Source organism: Maritimimonas sp. 2210JD6-3 (assembly GCF_056591795.1).
The window spans coordinates 1-16,277 of the sequence record NZ_JBWQOJ010000003.1 but is presented as its reverse complement, the minus strand read 5'-3'; the positions used below and the strand labels follow the sequence as shown (position 1 = coordinate 16,277).

The following is a 16,277-nucleotide window of genomic DNA, read 5'->3' as shown; positions in this document are numbered from 1 at the left end:
GTTAATAAATCTCAAAGTTTAAAATAGCAAATTCCAATTTTTTTAGAATTTGGAATTATAACAATTTATTATTTTAGTGCAAGACAGGAATCAAAAAATACGGAGAAGTTATATTAATAATAAACAATTATAATTTTGAGAATAATACTTCTACTTTTTCCATTTATAATTATTAATGCTTCCAATGCTCTTTGTCAGAATTATGACGAAAAAATTATTGGACATTGGTCTCTATCTGGCTCAAATGACATAGAATTAACTTTTGAAAGAGTTGAAAAATTAAAAGATAAAGTCATCGGATTCAGTTTTTTGAGAGATCATAAATTCGTTTTTAGAAGTACTTCTCCTTCTTCATGTGGGACTCCTCCAATTCCATATTTTAACTATAATGGCTCTTGGAAAGAAATTCATGATAATGTAATTGAAGCTAAATATAGAAATCGTCTAGGAATTCAAAAAGGCAAATTATTTATAAAGAAAGTAGATGAAAATAATTTAACAATTCAATTTCTTGGAGATGATTCTAAAAATCAAAATGATAAATTCTAATATTTATTTTTGGAATTTGAATTTTTAGCAATTGAAATTTAACAACATGTATATATACAACGTCACTATAAATATCGATACTTCTATTAACAAAGATTGGCTTCGTTGGATGCAAGACAAACATATTCCAGAGGTATTAGCAACTGGTAAATTTTCTGAAGCCAAATTATGCCAAGTAATGGTAAAAGAAGAAGCAGGCATTACATATTCTATTCAATATACAACCGATAATAAAGAAACATTAGAAAGATATTATAATGAAGATGCCGATGAATTACGTAAAGAAATGGGACAACTCTTTCCAAATAAGTTTGTAGCATTTAGAACGGAGTTAGATGTGGTGCATCATACCAAAAATTTTATCACTTCTTGATGTCTGTTCGCGCTAAAAAGCATCTCGGACAACATTTTCTAAAAGATGAAAATATTGCAAAAAAAATTGCTGATTCTTTAACAGGAAAAGGATATGATGATGTTTTAGAAATTGGTCCTGGTATGGGAGTACTGACCAAATACTTACTCGAAAAAAAGTTTACCACACATGTCATTGAAATTGACTCTGAATCTGTTGAATATCTCAAAGCTCATTATTTAAACCTATCTGATCGAATTATATCAAAAGACTTTTTAAAGATTGATCTTACTAATTTTTTTAATACGAGATCTTTTGCCATCATAGGTAATTTTCCGTACAACATTTCATCACAGATTGTTTTTAAGACCATTGAAAACCGACATCGAATTCCAGAATTTTCAGGAATGTTTCAAAAAGAGGTTGCACAACGTATTTGTGAAAAACCTGGTACAAAAACGTATGGTATTCTTTCTGTTTTAACACAAGCATTCTATACTGCAGAATATCTTTTTACAGTGCCTCCCAGTGTATTTAATCCACCTCCAAAAGTAGATTCGGGAGTTATTAGGCTTACAAGAAAAGAAAACTATACACTTGCTGTTGATGAGAAATTATTTTTTAGCGTTGTAAAGACTTCTTTTAACCAACGAAGAAAAATGTTACGAGGCAGTTTAAAATCTTTAAACTTATCAGATAAATTAAGAGAAGATGCTATATTTGCGCAGCGCCCTGAACAATTATCTGTTCAAAATTTTGTTGATCTTACGCAAAAAATAGCAAACGATGTCTCTTGAGGTAACCAAGGAATTTATAGAACACGTTGAAGTGCTCATCAATAGTAGTGATGATAAAGCACTCAAATTGTTGTTTCAAGATGAACATCATGCAGACATCGCCGAACTTTTAGAAGAGTTAGACTTCGATGAGTCTGTCTATATCATAAAACTTCTCGATAGTAATAAGACTTCCGATATTTTAATGGAAATAGACGAAGATACTCGCGAGAAAATTCTTGAAAACCTATCTGCAAAAGAAATTGCTGAAGAACTTGAAGAGCTAGATACTGATGATGCTGCAGATATGATAGCCGAACTTCCTGAAGAGCGGCAAGAAGTAGTAATGTCTGCGATTGAAGATAAAGAACACAAAGCAGAGATTGAAGAACTTTTGGCGTATCAAAAAGATACAGCTGGCGGGTTGATGGCAAAGGAGCTTGTAAAAGTTTATGAAACCTGGACAGTTGCTGGATGTCTTCGCAGAATTCGTGGTCAAGCAAAAGATGTAAGACGTGTTCATTCTATTTATGTAGTTAATAAAAATGAGCAGCTTATTGGCCGACTTTCTCTCAAAGATTTAATCATTGCCAAAAGTGAGCAAAAAATAGCCGATATTTATATTTCTAACGTTGACTCAGTACATGTTGATGATGATGATGAAGAAGTAGCCAAAGTAATGACAAAATATGACCTAGAAGCCATTCCAGTAGTGGATGATAATAAAGTTCTATTAGGGCGTATTACTATTGATGATATTGTTGATGTTTTGAAAGAAGAAGCAGAAAAAGATTATCAATTAGCAGCTGGTATTACACAAGAAGTAGAAGCAGATGATAGTATTTTAGAACTTACAAAGGCTAGGTTACCTTGGCTTATTTTAGGATTGTTTGGCGGACTAGGAGCTGTTTTTATTATGGAAGGTTATGAGGACGCACTTACAAAATATAAAGAGCTATTCTTCTTTACTCCATTAATTGCCGCAATGGCTGGTAATGTAGGGGTACAATCTTCAGCTATTATCGTGCAAGGCTTAGCGAATGACACCGTAAAAGGAAGTCTATTTAATAGATTGGTAAAAGAAATAGGCTTAAGCCTAATTAATGGTGTCGTTTTAGGAATTCTTGTAATAGTAGCTGGTTACTTTATGAATATGGAACCAAAATTCAGTTTTACTGTAGCTATTTCTATGATGTCAGTAATTATTGTTGCTGCTCTTATTGGTACTTTTGTTCCTATCGTTTTAAACAAACGAGGAATCGATCCCGCTATAGCTACAGGACCTTTTATTACCACCAGTAATGATATTTTTGGTATCTTTTTATTCTTCTATATTGCCAAAATAATACTTGGATTCTAGCCTAAAGTAAGTCTGTTTGTTTTTTATAAAAAGCATCCGATTGCTTTTGCAACAACTCTTTTGCTTTCTGCTTTTTGTAATCATACACTTCTTGATCTCCAGCAACATCATAATATACTTTTTCATTCAAAGAAGTATCTGTTGCCAATAACGAAGCCCTTTGATTTTTCTGTTGTGTTACCCAAGTACTTAATGCATTTTCTTGTTCTTCCAGCTTGAGGTCATAAGCGCCTTTGGGAGCCATAATTTTCGCGAATACCGGAGCCGTTTCTATGGCTAAAAATAACAACAAAATAAAGAATGATGGAAACCAAGCCAATTCGCCTAAGGCGTTGATACGTGCCATTAACCCATCAAAACCATCAATAATGGGTTGGCTAGAGGTTACCTGCGTATCCTTTTGAGTTCTTAAAGCAGCAATTGCCGCTTCTTTTTCAGAGATTTTTAACTTACTATCTTGCTTTAATTGCTGTAGTTCTTGTAATAAGACATCGTGCTTTTCTCGCTTTTCTTTATAAACAGGTCCTTTTCCTAACTTCATAGTGCCCGCAGTGCCTTCCGCTTCAGAGATATAAGTATCATAAAGATCGTTTACTTCTTTTTCTTTAGCCTCAACTGCATTTTCTAACGATTGTATTTCAGACTGAATTCTACTGATTTCTGGAGTAAATTGTTGTGCAATCTGAGTTTGATTTTGCAAAGTCAATTCATTCTTTTGCGCTAGTAATACTTGATTAATTTCCTTTTCAAAGATTTTCATCTCTAAAGGTTTTGATATTACAATGGCAATGATAACGGCCAATATAATTCGTGGAGAAGCCTGAATCAATTCCTTCCAAACACTGTCTTGTTTTTTGATTGTTGAAACAATGAATCTATCGAGATTAAAAATAAGCAAGCCCCAAATAACTCCAAATGCTATTGCTATATAGACAGAATCGAATACAGTATATAATGCATACGAACCCGAAATGAAGGCCATAACTGCTGTAAAAAATACAGTTCCGCCAATACCAGCGTATTTAATTTGTTCAGATTTTGGGCTATCGTTAAGTAGGTCGGGATCTGCCCCAGAGCACATCCAAAAGAAGTTTTTTAACATAATAAAGGGAGTATATTATAATGTAACGCTAAAACGAATAAAATGTTACGTTTAAGAAGTTAAAATTTAACTAAGTTTAGCCCTTAGATTTATTAAACATTTTATTTCTTAATTGCTCCCAACGAGTTCCTACAAAAAGTAACCACAACATAGTACCCATTTCTCCTATCATAGCTGCATAAGAAAGTATTTCATATAAGATTGTTTGGTTTATATTGGGCATAACAAAATAACGCAAGACTTCCATCAAATAATAAAAGCATCCTAACATGAGTGCAATACCAAGTATTTTAGGTAAAAAACCTGATCGAAAAACTAAATACCCAAAAGGAAACAACCAGAGCCCCCAGAAAATTTCAGCCAAGGTAAGTCCGCTACCATAAGCTTTTAGTGATAAAAATGCTTTAGAAGCTAATTGTTTATCTGTAAAACTACCTAAGTGCTCACCTCCATTCACTAATGGAATAATCTCTGCTAAATGCGTTAACGCAGAAAAGGCAAAAGGGATACTTGCAAATACTAAAATCGCCAAAGAAATTGCTGCAAATTTTGAGATTTGATTAAATAATTTATAGAGCCATACTGCTAAAAATATATACGCAGTGTAGCATAGTATACCTGAAACCACTCCAATAAAAAGTAACTCTTTACCGTTAAAAAAATTAAAGAAATACTTTCTTTCTGGATTACTAATAGTTGTCCATGTATCTAAAGAACTACTCCAGTCTATTATTTTAGAAGGTACAAGCATAATACTTACAATACCTGTGAGAGTGAGTATAAAATAAAAAAGACCAGCTATACGTGCTGTTTTGTGCTGTGAATCCAAAATAATTGAAGTTAATTTACACTATAAGACGCGTCAACTAACAAAATGTTACTTGTTTTCTTATACGTAATAGGGGAATTTTATGTTTTAAATTGTTTTACTAATGAATTCTAATTGAACGCTAAACAAAGTATTATGAGTCATTTAAAAATCAAAGCTGAAATATTCAAGTTAAATACATTAGGTAAATTTTTTAAAGAAAATCATACCAAGAAAAAAATAACTACTAAAAAATCACAACTTACAAACGATGAGTTTGGCTATTTTAATACGTTAGATAGTATTTAATTAACTCATTTCAGCATAGTACTTATAAAACCAAGGAATTGTTTCTATACCTTTTAAATAATTCCAAATTCCGAAATGTTCATTCGGTGAATGAATCGCATCACTATCTAAACCAAAGCCCATTAAAATAGTTTTACTTTTCAACTCTTTTTCAAAAAGTGCAACAATAGGAATACTACCTCCACTTCGTTGAGGGATTGGTACTTTACCAAACGTTTTTTCGTACGCCTTACTCGCAGCCTGATATCCTTTAAAATCAATGGGTGTTACATAGCCTTGACCACCATGATGTGGTGTTACTTTTACTTTTACTCCTTTGGGTGCGATAGTTTCGAAATGATTTTTAAATAGTTCTGTTATTTCTTCCCAATCTTGATTTGGTACTAATCGCATAGAAATCTTCGCATACGCTTTACTAGCAATTACAGTTTTGGCCCCTTCACCGATGTAACCACCCCAAATACCATTTACGTCTAATGTAGGCCTAATGGAATTACGCTCATTGGTAGAATATCCTTTTTCTCCATAAACAGCATCAATAGCTAAAGCATTTTTATATGCTTCTAAAGAAAATGGTGCTTTGGCCATTTCTGTGCGTTCTTCATCCGATAATTCTTCTACCTTATCATAAAATCCAGGAATCGTAATATGATTATTTTCATCATGCAATGAGGCAATCATTTTTGTTAAAACATTAATAGGGTTCGCCACGGCCCCACCATATAAACCTGAATGTAAATCCCGATTTGGCCCAGTAACTTCTACCTCTACATAACTCAAACCACGCAAGCCTGTAGTGATTGATGGAATATCATTCGCAATCATTCCAGTATCTGAAATTAAAATCACATCATTAGCTAATTTTTCTTTATTTCTGGGCACGAACCAAGCTAAGCCTTCTGATCCCACCTCTTCTTCACCTTCGATCATAAATTTTATATTACATGGTAGTTTTCCTTCAGAGTTCATATACTCTAATGCCTTCACATGCATATATAATTGTCCTTTATCATCACATGCCCCACGAGCAAAAATTGCACCATCAGGATGTTTATCAGTGTTTTTAATAATAGGCTCAAACGGTGGTGAATCCCAAAGATCTAAAGGGTCTGGTGGTTGTACGTCATAATGACCATATACCAAAACAGTAGGTAGGTTTTTATCGATGATTTTTTCGCCATAGATAATAGGATATCCAGGAGTTTCGCAAATTTCAACCTTTTCACATCCTGCTTTTTCAAGAGCATTTTTAATAACCTCTGCAGTTGCAATCACGTCTTTTTTATAGGCCGAATCCGCAGAAATCGATGGGATTCTTAACAGCTCTAACAGCTCATTTAAAAAACGATCTTTATGTTGATTTATGTATGATTTTATAGAATCCATTTATGTATGATTTGGAAGAAAATCAAAAGTAGTAAAAATATAGATGTGTGCTTTGCAGTTTTGAAGTATTGCTTATATTTGCACCCACAATTCTGCGGCTGTGGTGGAATTGGTAGACACGCTAGACTTAGGATCTAGTGCCGCGAGGCGTGGGGGTTCGACTCCCTTCAGCCGCACTTAAAGCTCTCAGTTTTTGAGAGCTTTTTTTATTTAAGAGATAATTAATAAATAAGTGTTTTGTTTATAGTATATTTGCTTTTCTAAAACAGAAAAATGTGAATAGAAGTTATATTTCTTTATTCTTTTCATTGGTTTTTATCATTAGTATTATTACACCTTCTGTACTTTCATTGGTGACTAATAACAAAGATATTATTGCGGTTGTTGATATTACCGATGAAGAAAATAAAGAGAATGAAATAGCTAAAGATTTTGAAATTAAATTCTTAGAAATTTCCCAATTTAATACTTCAGAATATCATTTAGTAGCTATTAACAATCATAATTACTATTTGAATTCGCATTCTGACCTCTATTTTAGTATTAATTCTCCCCCACCTGAGTTCATTTAGTTCTCGAATTTCTAGATTAAAAAATCAACTTTATACTCACTATATAATTTTACATAGTATGAAAAATTTATTTTCAAATATAAGAGGTGATGCCTTTGGTGGTATCACAGCAGGTATTGTAGCATTACCCTTAGCATTAGCATTTGGAGTTTCGTCTGGTCTAGGACCTAGTGCTGGACTCTATGGAGCTATCTTTATATCATTTTTTGCCGCATTATTTGGTGGTACAAATACACAAATTTCGGGACCTACGGCACCAATGACTGCAGTAAGTATGGTTATTATTGCAGGTATCATTGCCTCTAACGATGGCGATGTAAATAAAGCCTTACCAGCAATTCTAACTGTTTTCTTATTGGCGGGTTTAATGCAAATAGGTTTAGGAGCTATAGGTTTAGGTAAATATATACGTTATATACCCTACCCCGTGGTATCAGGTTTTATGACTGCCATTGGCGTTATTATTTTAGTTACTCAAATATTGCCTGCATTAGGTTATTACCCTAAAGAAGATGCGTCGTATGTAGAAAAATTTAAGCCACAAGCAGAAGAAGTAATTCTTGAAAATATTCTAAAGGAAGAAGCTGGAGAAGGTATCTTGGTTTTAGAAGACTTTAAGGAAACTATTGCCAGAGCTGAAAAAGTTACGCAAGCAGATATTTTAAAAGAGTCTCAAACGTTAGCTGCTAAAAACGCTTCGGGTGTACTTGGTTCTCTGAAAGTACTACCAAGAGCTTTACAAAATATTAGTTGGTTAGAACTTATGCTGGCTTTAGGTACAATTTTTATTATTTATGGATTTAAACGCATTACCACTAAAGTCCCAAGCACACTGGTGGCGTTAGTAGTAATGTCGGCCATCGCTATGCTCGGAAAATTAGATTATAAACCTATTCCTGAAATTCCTGAAGGACTCCCTTTACCTAACTTAGAAATTATTACAAATTTTAATTTAAGTTCTATAACACCATATATTTTTACTGCTTTAGCACTAGCACTTTTAGGAGCAATTGACTCATTATTAACTAGTATAGTAGCAGATAATATGACCAAGACAAAGCACAAACCCAACAAAGAACTCGTGGGGCAAGGTATTGGTAATAGTATTGCTGCTTTATTTGGAGGTATCCCTGGAGCTGGGGCAACTATTAGAACGGTTGTAAATATCAACTCTGGAGGTAAAACACGTTTATCTGGTATGATTGCTGGGTTATTATTATTCAGTATTTTAATGATTCCTGGGTTACCTAATTTGGCCTCTCAAATTCCAGCAGCTGTATTGGCAGGTATTTTAATTACCGTAGGTATTGGTGTAATGGATTATAAAGGGCTTAGAGCCATACCAGCTATGCCTAAAGACATTAAGCTTGGGCCTTTAAAATTAAGTTCTGAGGTACTCATTATGCTAATAGTGTTAGTATTATCATCTTTATGGGATTTAGTTTTTGCCGTTGGTATTGGTTTGGTTATCGCCTCACTAATGTTTATGAAAAAGATTGGGGATCTTACCGCCGAACGTTCTGATGTAAAATCTTTAGAAAAAGAAAAAGCATGGAAAGACGAAAATGTATTTCCTACGAACTTAAAAGAAGAAGTCTTTATAAAGCATATCAAGGGACCTTTATTCTTTGGTTCTACAAGCGATTTCCAAGCATTAGGGTTACAAATTCCTAAAACTGCAAAAACCGTTATCATGCGATTAGATCGAATGCAATATATGGATCAATCTGGACTCTATGCAATGGAAGATATGTTGCAAGATTTACAAAAAAACGGAATTCAAGTACTTTTTGTAGGCTTGTTAAAACAACCTAGATATATGATGGAGCGTATAGATATTATTCCAGATTTTATACCCACAGAACACATTTTTGAGAATTTTGATGATTGTGTAGTTTGGGTAAAAGAAAATGTAAAAGATACAGTTAACTAAAAACTAAAAATTATGGCATTAAAAAACGTAGCAATAACAAAAGAAATGCAAGGAGCAATGACTCCAGAGAGTGTATTAACAGATTTATTAGAAGGAAACGATAGATTTACTTCTGGTAATTCAAATCAACTTGACAATAGCACCTTGGTAAATCAAACTACAGGCGGACAATTTCCTAAAGCAGTAGTATTATCTTGTATTGATTCTCGTGTACCCGTAGAAACAGTTTTAGATCAAGCAATTGGTGATATTTTCGTTGCCCGTGTTGCAGGCAATTTTGAAAATGTAGATATACTAGGAAGTATGGAATACTCTTGTAAAGTGGCAGGTAGTAAATTAGTATTGGTTCTAGGTCATGAATCTTGTGGTGCTGTTAAAGCTGCCTGTGACGGTGTAGAATTAGGAAACATCACTGCAATGTTAGATAACATTCTACCGGCTGTTAAAAAAGCTTCAGATGAAGTTGATGGAGAGTTAAATTCATCAAATGGTGCTTTCGTTGCTAAAACAGTTGAGAATAATGTACTGTTAACCATGGATAGAATTCGTGAGCGAAGTCCTATTTTAAAAGAAATGGAAGCTAATGGCGAAATCAAAATTGCTGGCGGTGTATATAACTTACATTCTGGTAAAGTAGAGATGTTATAAATTCTAAGTTTCTATATAAATATAAAAGCCGCTTTGAGCGGCTTTTTTGTTTTAAAGTAGGAAAATTAATTTGTTAGTTGTTTAATTGTTGTAAAACCCACATCAATTATGAAAAAAGCGATCAAAAAAACTACTGCCATCGTCATAAACGGAACTACCATGCTACCATTAATGGCATTCTTATTATTTACAAATCAAAATAAAGAATTCGATAAACTTTTCGGAATTTTAAAAGCTAGCATCGAAACACATTAGAAACTCCATTGCTTATAACTATCATTTTTCTCAAGTCGGTCTTCTAAATCATCCGACAAGGAAGGAAAAAAATCAATATTTGTAAGCCTTTCTATTTCATCTATAGAAACTACAAAATTATATAATGGCTTTTTAGAATCTTGATGAGGGACCAAAAAAGCAATCGCTTTAATTTCAGGTTTTGTATAGTCTAATAGTACTTTATAAAAGTAATTTGGTACCGACACTTTTTCGCGACCAATCGTTGTAAGATTTTCTTCTAAAACACCTCCAGTCACCACATATAAATGTCGCTCTTTACTAGCCCAATAACGAACTTTTTGCTCTAACCTATTCCACACTCCTTCATTAAAATCTTGTCTTTGTGGACTTATATTTGAAGTTAAAAATGTGTTTTCATATGCCTCTTTAGAAAACTTTCGATCACCTGCAGGCAGTAAATGCCCTTTAGTATACCCAGATTGCTTGTAATTACCCCAATGTGCTGCTTTGGTTCTTACTTTGGTATCAATTTCAAATAAGGGTCGCTTTCTATGGGTTCTTGACAAATGTTCTTTTTTAAGTTCGTAGGCCACCCATTCTGCCTGCTCATGAGGCTCATTATAAGATACTGTATAATATGGATGCTTTATAATTTGATTAGTGGTAGATGTAGGTAAAAAATTAAATATTGATGTTGTTTTGGTATCTGAATCTGATGGTTGTAATGTGGTATCTTCTTCAACATTTTTTTTAGAAGAAGGTATTAGTAAGTATCCTATAAGAAGCAGTAGTACTAAAATTAAAGCGTACGCAACAGACTTTTTCAAACCTTAGATTTTACTATTATTTCTTCAAAATCATCTGTTCTTTCTAATGCAGCCACTACATTAATCATATCTTTCGATGGCACGATTAATTTTCTTTCTTTTAAATCTAACCAAGCACCCAATATGCTGATTTCTGCAGCAAGCACTCCATCAGGTTTATAGAGTTTATGAAATAGTTTAAACCGTTCTCCATTCTTAGACATGCCTTCTAAAAACATTTCTACAGTAACATCTTCTCCCATTTTAATTTCTCGTAAGAAATTTGTTTCCTCTTTAAAGAGAATGGGTCCGAAATTCTCTGTTCCAAAACGTTCAACATTAAATCCGTTATCATTAAAAAAACGTACTCTACATTCGGCGGCAAAATCATTATATGCAGTATGACGCATATGTCTGTTTGGATCGAAATTTGCCCAAACAGTGGTAAAAGTTTGTTTGTAACTCATTAACTAAGTACTTGCTTAATTCTTTTAAAAGCTTCTTCTAATTCTTCAGTAGAAGCCGCATATGAAATTCTAATATTTTTAGGTGCCCCAAAAGCATCACCTGTTACCGTAGCAACATTCGCTTTTTCTAAAAGAAATAATGAAAAATCACTAGCATTATTAATTTCATAACCATCTATAACTTTACCAAAAAAAGAAGAAACATCAGGAAATACATAAAAGGCCCCACTAGGTATGTTTGCAGTCATACCGTCAATATCTTTAATTAAGTTTAGAACGAGATCTCTTCGTTCTTTAAACTCATCTACCATGTACTGAATCTTAGAAACGGGAGCATCAAGAGCTGTAATAGTTGCGCGTTGCGCAATACAATTTGCACCTGAAGTAATTTGTCCTTGCATCTTGGTGCATGCTTTCGCTATCCATGTTGGTGCTCCAATATATCCTATTCTCCATCCTGTCATCGCAAATGCTTTTGCCACACCATTAACCGTAATGGTTCGATCATACATACTTTCAATTTTAGCAAAACTAAAAGTAGGTTCGCTATAATTTATATGTTCATAAATTTCATCAGACAAAACATAAATAGTAGGATACTTTTCTAATACCTCAGCTAATGCTCTATATTCACTCTCTGTATAGGTTGTACCACTAGGATTGTTTGGCGAATTAAAAAAGATCATTTTTGTTTTTTCAGTAATAGCGTCTTCAAGCTGTTCTGGCGTAATCTTAAAATTCGTTTCAATAGAAGATGTTATTTCTACAAATTTTGCTTCTGCCAACGTAGCTATTGCAGAATAACTTACCCAATAAGGCGCAGGCAATAATACCTCATCTCCAGGGTTTAGTAATACCATAGCAACATTAGCAATCGACTGTTTTGCTCCTGTAGAAACTACAATTTGATCTTCGGTATAACGCAAACCATTATCACGTTCAAATTTTCTGCATATTGCCTCGCGAAGCTCTAAATATCCATTGACAGGTGTATAAGAATTATAATTATCATCAATAGCTTGTTTAGCGGCTTCCTTTATAAAATCGGGTGTATTAAAATCGGGTTCACCAAGACTCAGGCTAATAATATCTTTTCCTTCTGCGCGTAATTCTCTTGCTTTAGCTGCCATGGCTAAAGTTTGAGACGTTGGAAGATTATGTATTCTATCTGATAATTGTTGTTGCAAGGATATCATCGTAAAAATTTAGTTCTCAAAAATAAAGATTAATGCACAAAATGTAAGACTACTCCTACAATTTATTACACAAAGTTATTTTTTAAACTAAATTTAATGAAATGTGAAATTCACTTAAGCCATTACAGGCTTTTTACCCAACTCTTTTAATTGATGAAAATGAGAAATTATAGCAGCTCTTGTAGTTTTATATTCGTTATACGGAAGGTTAAACTCTAATGCTGTTTTCTTTACGATTTTAGCCAAGTCTTTGTAGTGTACATGACTAATATGAGAAAATAAATGATGTTCAATTTGTCTGTTCAAGCCTCCCGTAAACCAACCAACGATCTTATTTTTAGGTGCAAAGTTAGCGGTGGTAAATAGTTGATGAATTGCCCAAGTATTTTTCATATTTCCTTTTTCATCTGGCAAAGGCATTTGAGTATCTGGCATAACATGTGCTAATTGAAAAACGACACTCAATATAATACCTGCTGTATAATGCATAATAAAGAATCCTATTAAAACCTGCCACCATGCATACCCTGTAAGTAGAGGTAGAACAACCCAAAAAGAATAATACACAATTTTACCTATGATTAACTTCGTCCATTGCGTAGCAGGATTTGGCATTTTACCATACGACAATTTCCTTTTTAAATATTGATAGGTCTGTTTAAAATCTGTAGTAATCGCCCAGTTTATGGTTAATAATCCGTACAGAAAAATAGAATAATATTGTTGGTACCTATGCATAGCATACCATTTCGCATGTCGAGAAAATCGTATGACCCTACCCGCGTCTATATCTTCATCATGACCTTGAATATTTGTATAGGTATGATGCAATACATTATGTTGTACTTTCCAGTTGTAATCATTACCTGCTAATATATGAATACTACTTCCCATCAATCTGTTGAGCCATTTTTTATCTGAATACGACTCGTGGTTGGCATCATGCATTACATTCATCCCAACTCCTGCAATACCCACACCAATAATCATCATAAATAAAATTTGAGCCCATCCTGGTAAACTAATAGTAAGCAAAAGAATAAAAGGAACAAATAATAAAGAAAACATTACAAATGTCTTAAGATATAGTTTCCAGTTACCTGTTTTCTTAATATTTCTTTCTTTAAAATAATTATTTACACGTTTATTTAGGGTTCTAAAAAATTTCGCAGAATCGACCCTAGAAAATTTTACAGATATATTATTTGACATAATTGAGTTATCTTTTTAATCTTGACAAAAATACTGCATTTTTAAATGCAGTAACTTTTAAAGCTCTAAATTATTAAAAATTTAACAAGATGATTTAGTTTTGCATCTCTATGAAGCTAATTAAAGAATATTTTCCTGACATTACACCAAAACAAGAAAAGCAATTTTCGCAACTAGAAGATCTGTATTTATATTGGAATGCCCAAATTAATGTTATTTCAAGAAAAGATATTGAAGAGCTTTATCTACGTCATGTACTTCACTCTCTAGGTATTGCTAAAGTTCAACCTTTTAATGAAGGAGCGACCATTCTTGATATTGGAACTGGAGGTGGTTTTCCAGGGATTCCACTGGCAATTTTATTTCCTAAAAGTAATTTTTATTTAGTAGATTCTATTGGTAAAAAAATAAAGGTAGTTAATGAAGTGGCCGATGCCTTAAAATTAAAAAATGTCAGAGCCGATCATCAAAGAGCTGAAAAGGTAAAAGGAGAATTTGATTTTATAGTGAGCCGAGCGGTTACTAATATGAATGATTTCGTGAAATGGACAAAAAAGAAAACCGCAAAAAAACAACGTCATCAACTACCTAACGGTATTCTATATCTTAAAGGAGGTGATTTAACTGAAGAACTGACAAACTTCCCAAAAGTTAAACTCTATAGTTTGTCTGATTATTTTAAAGAAGGCTTTTTTGAAACTAAGAAAGTGGTTCATTTACCTATAAAGTACCAGCTTTAATATTTTTTACTAAATTGTGCGTTTGAAATAAATTCTAACTAACACTCAAAATATTCCTACAATTATGGATTTTTTATCTATTGCTTCCTTTCTTGGTTTTACAATTCTTGTTGCTGTAATAGCCTGGTATGCTACCCGAAATACAAATGAAAAATCTGCTGACGGTTATTTTTTAGGAGGTAGAAGTCTAGGAGCATTAACCATTGCGGGTTCTTTATTGTTAACCAATTTATCGGCCGAGCAAATTGTAGGGTTAAATGGACAAGCCTTTACAGAAGGTATTTTAGTAATGGCATGGGAAACATTAGCCGCCATTGCTATCGTGATCTGCGCTATTTTTCTCCTACCGAAATATATGAGTCAGGGTATTACGACCATCCCTGAATTTATTGAAAATAGATTTGACAAACACACTCGAGGAATATTATCCTTACTCTTTTTAATTGCCTTTGGTATTGTGTTACTTCCTACTATTTTATATTCAGGATCGTTGGCTTTTAGTACGATGTTTGACCTCCCCGAAGTGCTAGATATGCCTTTAAGCACAGTCATTACTATTTGCGTTTGGAGTATTGGTCTTATTGGAATTGTTTATGCCATTTACGGCGGTTTAAAAGCCGTAGCTGTGTCTGATTTAATCAATGCCATTGGGTTAATAATTGGTGGATTAATGATTCCTATTTTTGGATTACAGTTAATTGGTGATGGAAGTATTTCTGAAGGATTGACTACTTTATGGAATAGTAATCCAGATAAATTTGAAGCTACCGGAGGTGTTACTTCTTCTATTCCTTTTGGAACTATTTTTACCGGAATGATGATTGCGCAGATTTATTATTGGGGAACAAACCAGTCTATTTTACAACGTGTTTTTGGCGCAAAGAGTTTAAAAGAAGGGCAAAAGGGAATGCTACTAGCTGCCTTTGTTAAATTTATAATACCTGTAGTGGTGGTTTTACCAGGTATCATCGCTTGGCATATTTTTGAAGGCAATCTAGAAAATGCCGACCAAGCGTATCCTGCATTAGTGAAAAAAGTATTACCTGGTGCCTTTATTGGGTTCTTTGCAGCCGTATTATTTGGAGCCGTATTAAGTTCTTTTAATAGTTTATTAAATAGTAGCGCTACCTTATTTGGATTTGACTTATACAAACAGTACTTCAACAAAGAAGCAAGCGAATTTGACACCGTGAAAGCTGGTAAACGATTTGGCTTAGGCTTAGCTATCGTTTCTATGATCATTGCACCTTTTATTGCCAATGCTCCTGCTGGTTTATTTGATTATATTCAACGTGCTTTAGGAAGTTTAAGTGTACCTATTTTTGCTGTCGTAGTAATTGGAATCCTCACCAAAAAAGTTCCAGCAATAGGTGCTAAAATAGTACTCATAGGTGGAGTCTTAATGTATTTAACCAGCCTACTTATTTTAGAGCCTAATTTTAAAAGCAGCGCATTAGAATCGGCTGGATTGCAAAGCTCAAGCTATATAAATGGTCTCGAAGATGTTGAAAAAGCAAACTACTTTAAAGAAATGGGCATAACAGATATAGCTGCGCATATGGAAAAGATAAGTTATGTAGAGGCAACTGCCTATCCGCATTTCTTACACATTATGGGAATTTTGTTTGTAGTGAATGTTTTGATTATGTTGATTGTAGGAAAACTCAAACCCAAAACTACACCCTATGAACCAAAACTCACTGACGAAATTAATATTGAGCCTTGGAAATATACCATAGTCGTAGGAATCATAATTACACTATTAGTATTGAGTACCTATTTAATTTTTTAATTGATTAGTTTTTTGGTTTATTTGTTTATAAA

The 16,277-nt window shown here is 33.4% G+C and carries 18 protein-coding genes and 1 tRNA gene; 12 read left to right on the top strand and 7 right to left on the bottom strand.

From position 1 onward, the window contains the following. The first annotated feature begins 135 nt into the window (after positions 1-135). Genes AC1EUY_RS02435 through mgtE form a run of 4 tightly spaced genes read left to right on the top strand, consistent with a single transcriptional unit; the run spans position 136 to position 3,037 of the window. Positions 136-549: a hypothetical protein gene (locus tag AC1EUY_RS02435; protein WP_480193906.1), complete on the top strand. Its 414-nt coding sequence runs from the start codon at positions 136-138 to the stop codon at positions 547-549. Between the two features lie 46 nt (positions 550-595). Next, entirely contained in the window at positions 596-922 is a 327-nt protein-coding gene (locus AC1EUY_RS02430; protein WP_480193905.1) for a DUF4286 family protein, read from the top strand. Then, entirely contained in the window at positions 922-1,698 is a 777-nt protein-coding gene (gene rsmA, locus AC1EUY_RS02425; protein WP_480193904.1) for a 16S rRNA (adenine(1518)-N(6)/adenine(1519)-N(6))-dimethyltransferase RsmA, read from the top strand. Before AC1EUY_RS02430 ends, rsmA begins: the two co-directional genes overlap by 1 nt. Further along, a complete protein-coding gene (gene mgtE, locus AC1EUY_RS02420; protein ID WP_480193903.1) occupies positions 1,688-3,037 on the top strand; it encodes a magnesium transporter in 1,350 nt (449 codons plus the stop codon). Before rsmA ends, mgtE begins: the two co-directional genes overlap by 11 nt. A gap of 1 nt (position 3,038) precedes the next feature. Here the strand turns inward: mgtE and AC1EUY_RS02415 are convergent, their stop codons facing one another. Then, positions 3,039-4,139 (bottom strand): DUF4407 domain-containing protein, encoded by a 1,101-nt coding sequence (locus tag AC1EUY_RS02415; RefSeq protein ID WP_480193902.1) that lies wholly within the window; start codon positions 4,137-4,139, stop codon positions 3,039-3,041. 76 nt (positions 4,140-4,215) lie between these two features. Next, a complete protein-coding gene (locus tag AC1EUY_RS02410; protein WP_480193901.1) occupies positions 4,216-4,968 on the bottom strand; it encodes a DUF4386 domain-containing protein in 753 nt (250 codons plus the stop codon). 135 nt (positions 4,969-5,103) lie between these two features. On the opposite strand from AC1EUY_RS02410, the gene AC1EUY_RS02405 reads away from it, so the two are divergent. Continuing rightward, positions 5,104-5,256: a hypothetical protein gene (locus AC1EUY_RS02405; RefSeq protein ID WP_480193900.1), complete on the top strand. Its 153-nt coding sequence runs from the start codon at positions 5,104-5,106 to the stop codon at positions 5,254-5,256. Here the strand turns inward: AC1EUY_RS02405 and AC1EUY_RS02400 are convergent, their stop codons facing one another. Beyond that, complete coding sequence (locus AC1EUY_RS02400) at positions 5,257-6,642, bottom strand: dipeptidase (RefSeq protein WP_480193899.1); 1,386 nt, start codon at positions 6,640-6,642, stop codon at positions 5,257-5,259. It abuts the gene before it with no gap. A gap of 94 nt (positions 6,643-6,736) precedes the next feature. Between AC1EUY_RS02400 and AC1EUY_RS02395 the strand changes: the two genes are divergently transcribed. The 5 genes from AC1EUY_RS02395 to AC1EUY_RS02375 all read left to right on the top strand — a co-directional run bounded on the left by AC1EUY_RS02395 (position 6,737) and on the right by AC1EUY_RS02375 (position 10,050). Next, positions 6,737-6,818 (top strand) — tRNA-Leu (locus tag AC1EUY_RS02395). A 99-nt stretch (positions 6,819-6,917) separates the two neighbouring features. Further along, positions 6,918-7,214, top strand: coding sequence for a hypothetical protein (locus AC1EUY_RS02390; protein ID WP_480193898.1), 297 nt, complete (start codon positions 6,918-6,920; stop codon positions 7,212-7,214). Positions 7,215-7,272: 58 nt separating this feature from the next. Next, positions 7,273-9,147 carry a SulP family inorganic anion transporter gene (locus AC1EUY_RS02385; RefSeq protein WP_480193897.1) on the top strand — a complete coding sequence of 625 codons (1,875 nt, stop codon included), beginning with the start codon at positions 7,273-7,275 and terminating at the stop codon, positions 9,145-9,147. A 12-nt stretch (positions 9,148-9,159) separates the two neighbouring features. After that, complete coding sequence (locus AC1EUY_RS02380; protein ID WP_480193896.1) at positions 9,160-9,795, top strand: carbonic anhydrase family protein; 636 nt, start codon at positions 9,160-9,162, stop codon at positions 9,793-9,795. Between the two features lie 108 nt (positions 9,796-9,903). Further along, positions 9,904-10,050 (top strand): hypothetical protein, encoded by a 147-nt coding sequence (locus tag AC1EUY_RS02375; RefSeq protein ID WP_480193895.1) that lies wholly within the window; start codon positions 9,904-9,906, stop codon positions 10,048-10,050. On the opposite strand, the gene AC1EUY_RS02370 is transcribed toward AC1EUY_RS02375, so the two are convergent. The 4 genes from AC1EUY_RS02370 to AC1EUY_RS02355 form a co-directional block, all read right to left on the bottom strand. Further along, entirely contained in the window at positions 10,047-10,859 is an 813-nt protein-coding gene (locus tag AC1EUY_RS02370; RefSeq protein ID WP_480193894.1) for a DNA/RNA non-specific endonuclease, read from the bottom strand. The genes AC1EUY_RS02375 and AC1EUY_RS02370 overlap by 4 nt on opposite strands. Continuing rightward, positions 10,856-11,305 (bottom strand): acyl-CoA thioesterase, encoded by a 450-nt coding sequence (locus tag AC1EUY_RS02365; RefSeq protein ID WP_480193893.1) that lies wholly within the window; start codon positions 11,303-11,305, stop codon positions 10,856-10,858. The genes AC1EUY_RS02370 and AC1EUY_RS02365 overlap by 4 nt, the downstream gene beginning before the upstream one ends. Then, positions 11,305-12,492, bottom strand: a complete 1,188-nt coding sequence (locus AC1EUY_RS02360) for a pyridoxal phosphate-dependent aminotransferase (protein WP_480194055.1) — start codon at positions 12,490-12,492, stop codon at positions 11,305-11,307. Before AC1EUY_RS02360 ends, AC1EUY_RS02365 begins: the two co-directional genes overlap by 1 nt. A gap of 123 nt (positions 12,493-12,615) precedes the next feature. Beyond that, entirely contained in the window at positions 12,616-13,713 is a 1,098-nt protein-coding gene (locus AC1EUY_RS02355; protein WP_480193892.1) for a fatty acid desaturase family protein, read from the bottom strand. A gap of 110 nt (positions 13,714-13,823) precedes the next feature. Between AC1EUY_RS02355 and rsmG the strand changes: the two genes are divergently transcribed. After that, entirely contained in the window at positions 13,824-14,453 is a 630-nt protein-coding gene (gene rsmG / locus AC1EUY_RS02350) for a 16S rRNA (guanine(527)-N(7))-methyltransferase RsmG (protein WP_480193891.1), read from the top strand. 64 nt (positions 14,454-14,517) lie between these two features. Continuing rightward, positions 14,518-16,245 (top strand): solute:sodium symporter family transporter, encoded by a 1,728-nt coding sequence (locus AC1EUY_RS02345; RefSeq protein ID WP_480193890.1) that lies wholly within the window; start codon positions 14,518-14,520, stop codon positions 16,243-16,245. Positions 16,246-16,277 lie beyond the last annotated feature (32 nt).

Excerpts from the sequence above, each read along its gene's own strand:
- AC1EUY_RS02400 (WP_480193899.1), bottom strand. The coding sequence starts at position 6,642 with ATGGATTCTATAAAATCATACATAAATCAACATAAAGATCGTTTTTTA.
- AC1EUY_RS02415 (WP_480193902.1), bottom strand. The coding sequence starts at position 4,139 with ATGTTAAAAAACTTCTTTTGGATGTGCTCTGGGGCAGATCCCGACCTA.
- rsmA (WP_480193904.1), top strand. The coding sequence starts at position 922 with ATGTCTGTTCGCGCTAAAAAGCATCTCGGACAACATTTTCTAAAAGAT.
- AC1EUY_RS02355 (WP_480193892.1), bottom strand. The coding sequence starts at position 13,713 with ATGTCAAATAATATATCTGTAAAATTTTCTAGGGTCGATTCTGCGAAA.
- AC1EUY_RS02345 (WP_480193890.1), top strand. The coding sequence starts at position 14,518 with ATGGATTTTTTATCTATTGCTTCCTTTCTTGGTTTTACAATTCTTGTT.
- AC1EUY_RS02380 (WP_480193896.1), top strand. The coding sequence starts at position 9,160 with ATGGCATTAAAAAACGTAGCAATAACAAAAGAAATGCAAGGAGCAATG.
- AC1EUY_RS02430 (WP_480193905.1), top strand. The coding sequence starts at position 596 with ATGTATATATACAACGTCACTATAAATATCGATACTTCTATTAACAAA.
- AC1EUY_RS02385 (WP_480193897.1), top strand. The coding sequence starts at position 7,273 with ATGAAAAATTTATTTTCAAATATAAGAGGTGATGCCTTTGGTGGTATC.
- AC1EUY_RS02375 (WP_480193895.1), top strand. The coding sequence starts at position 9,904 with ATGAAAAAAGCGATCAAAAAAACTACTGCCATCGTCATAAACGGAACT.
- AC1EUY_RS02405 (WP_480193900.1), top strand. The coding sequence starts at position 5,104 with ATGAGTCATTTAAAAATCAAAGCTGAAATATTCAAGTTAAATACATTA.
- rsmG (WP_480193891.1), top strand. The coding sequence starts at position 13,824 with ATGAAGCTAATTAAAGAATATTTTCCTGACATTACACCAAAACAAGAA.
- AC1EUY_RS02365 (WP_480193893.1), bottom strand. The coding sequence starts at position 11,305 with ATGAGTTACAAACAAACTTTTACCACTGTTTGGGCAAATTTCGATCCA.
- mgtE (WP_480193903.1), top strand. The coding sequence starts at position 1,688 with ATGTCTCTTGAGGTAACCAAGGAATTTATAGAACACGTTGAAGTGCTC.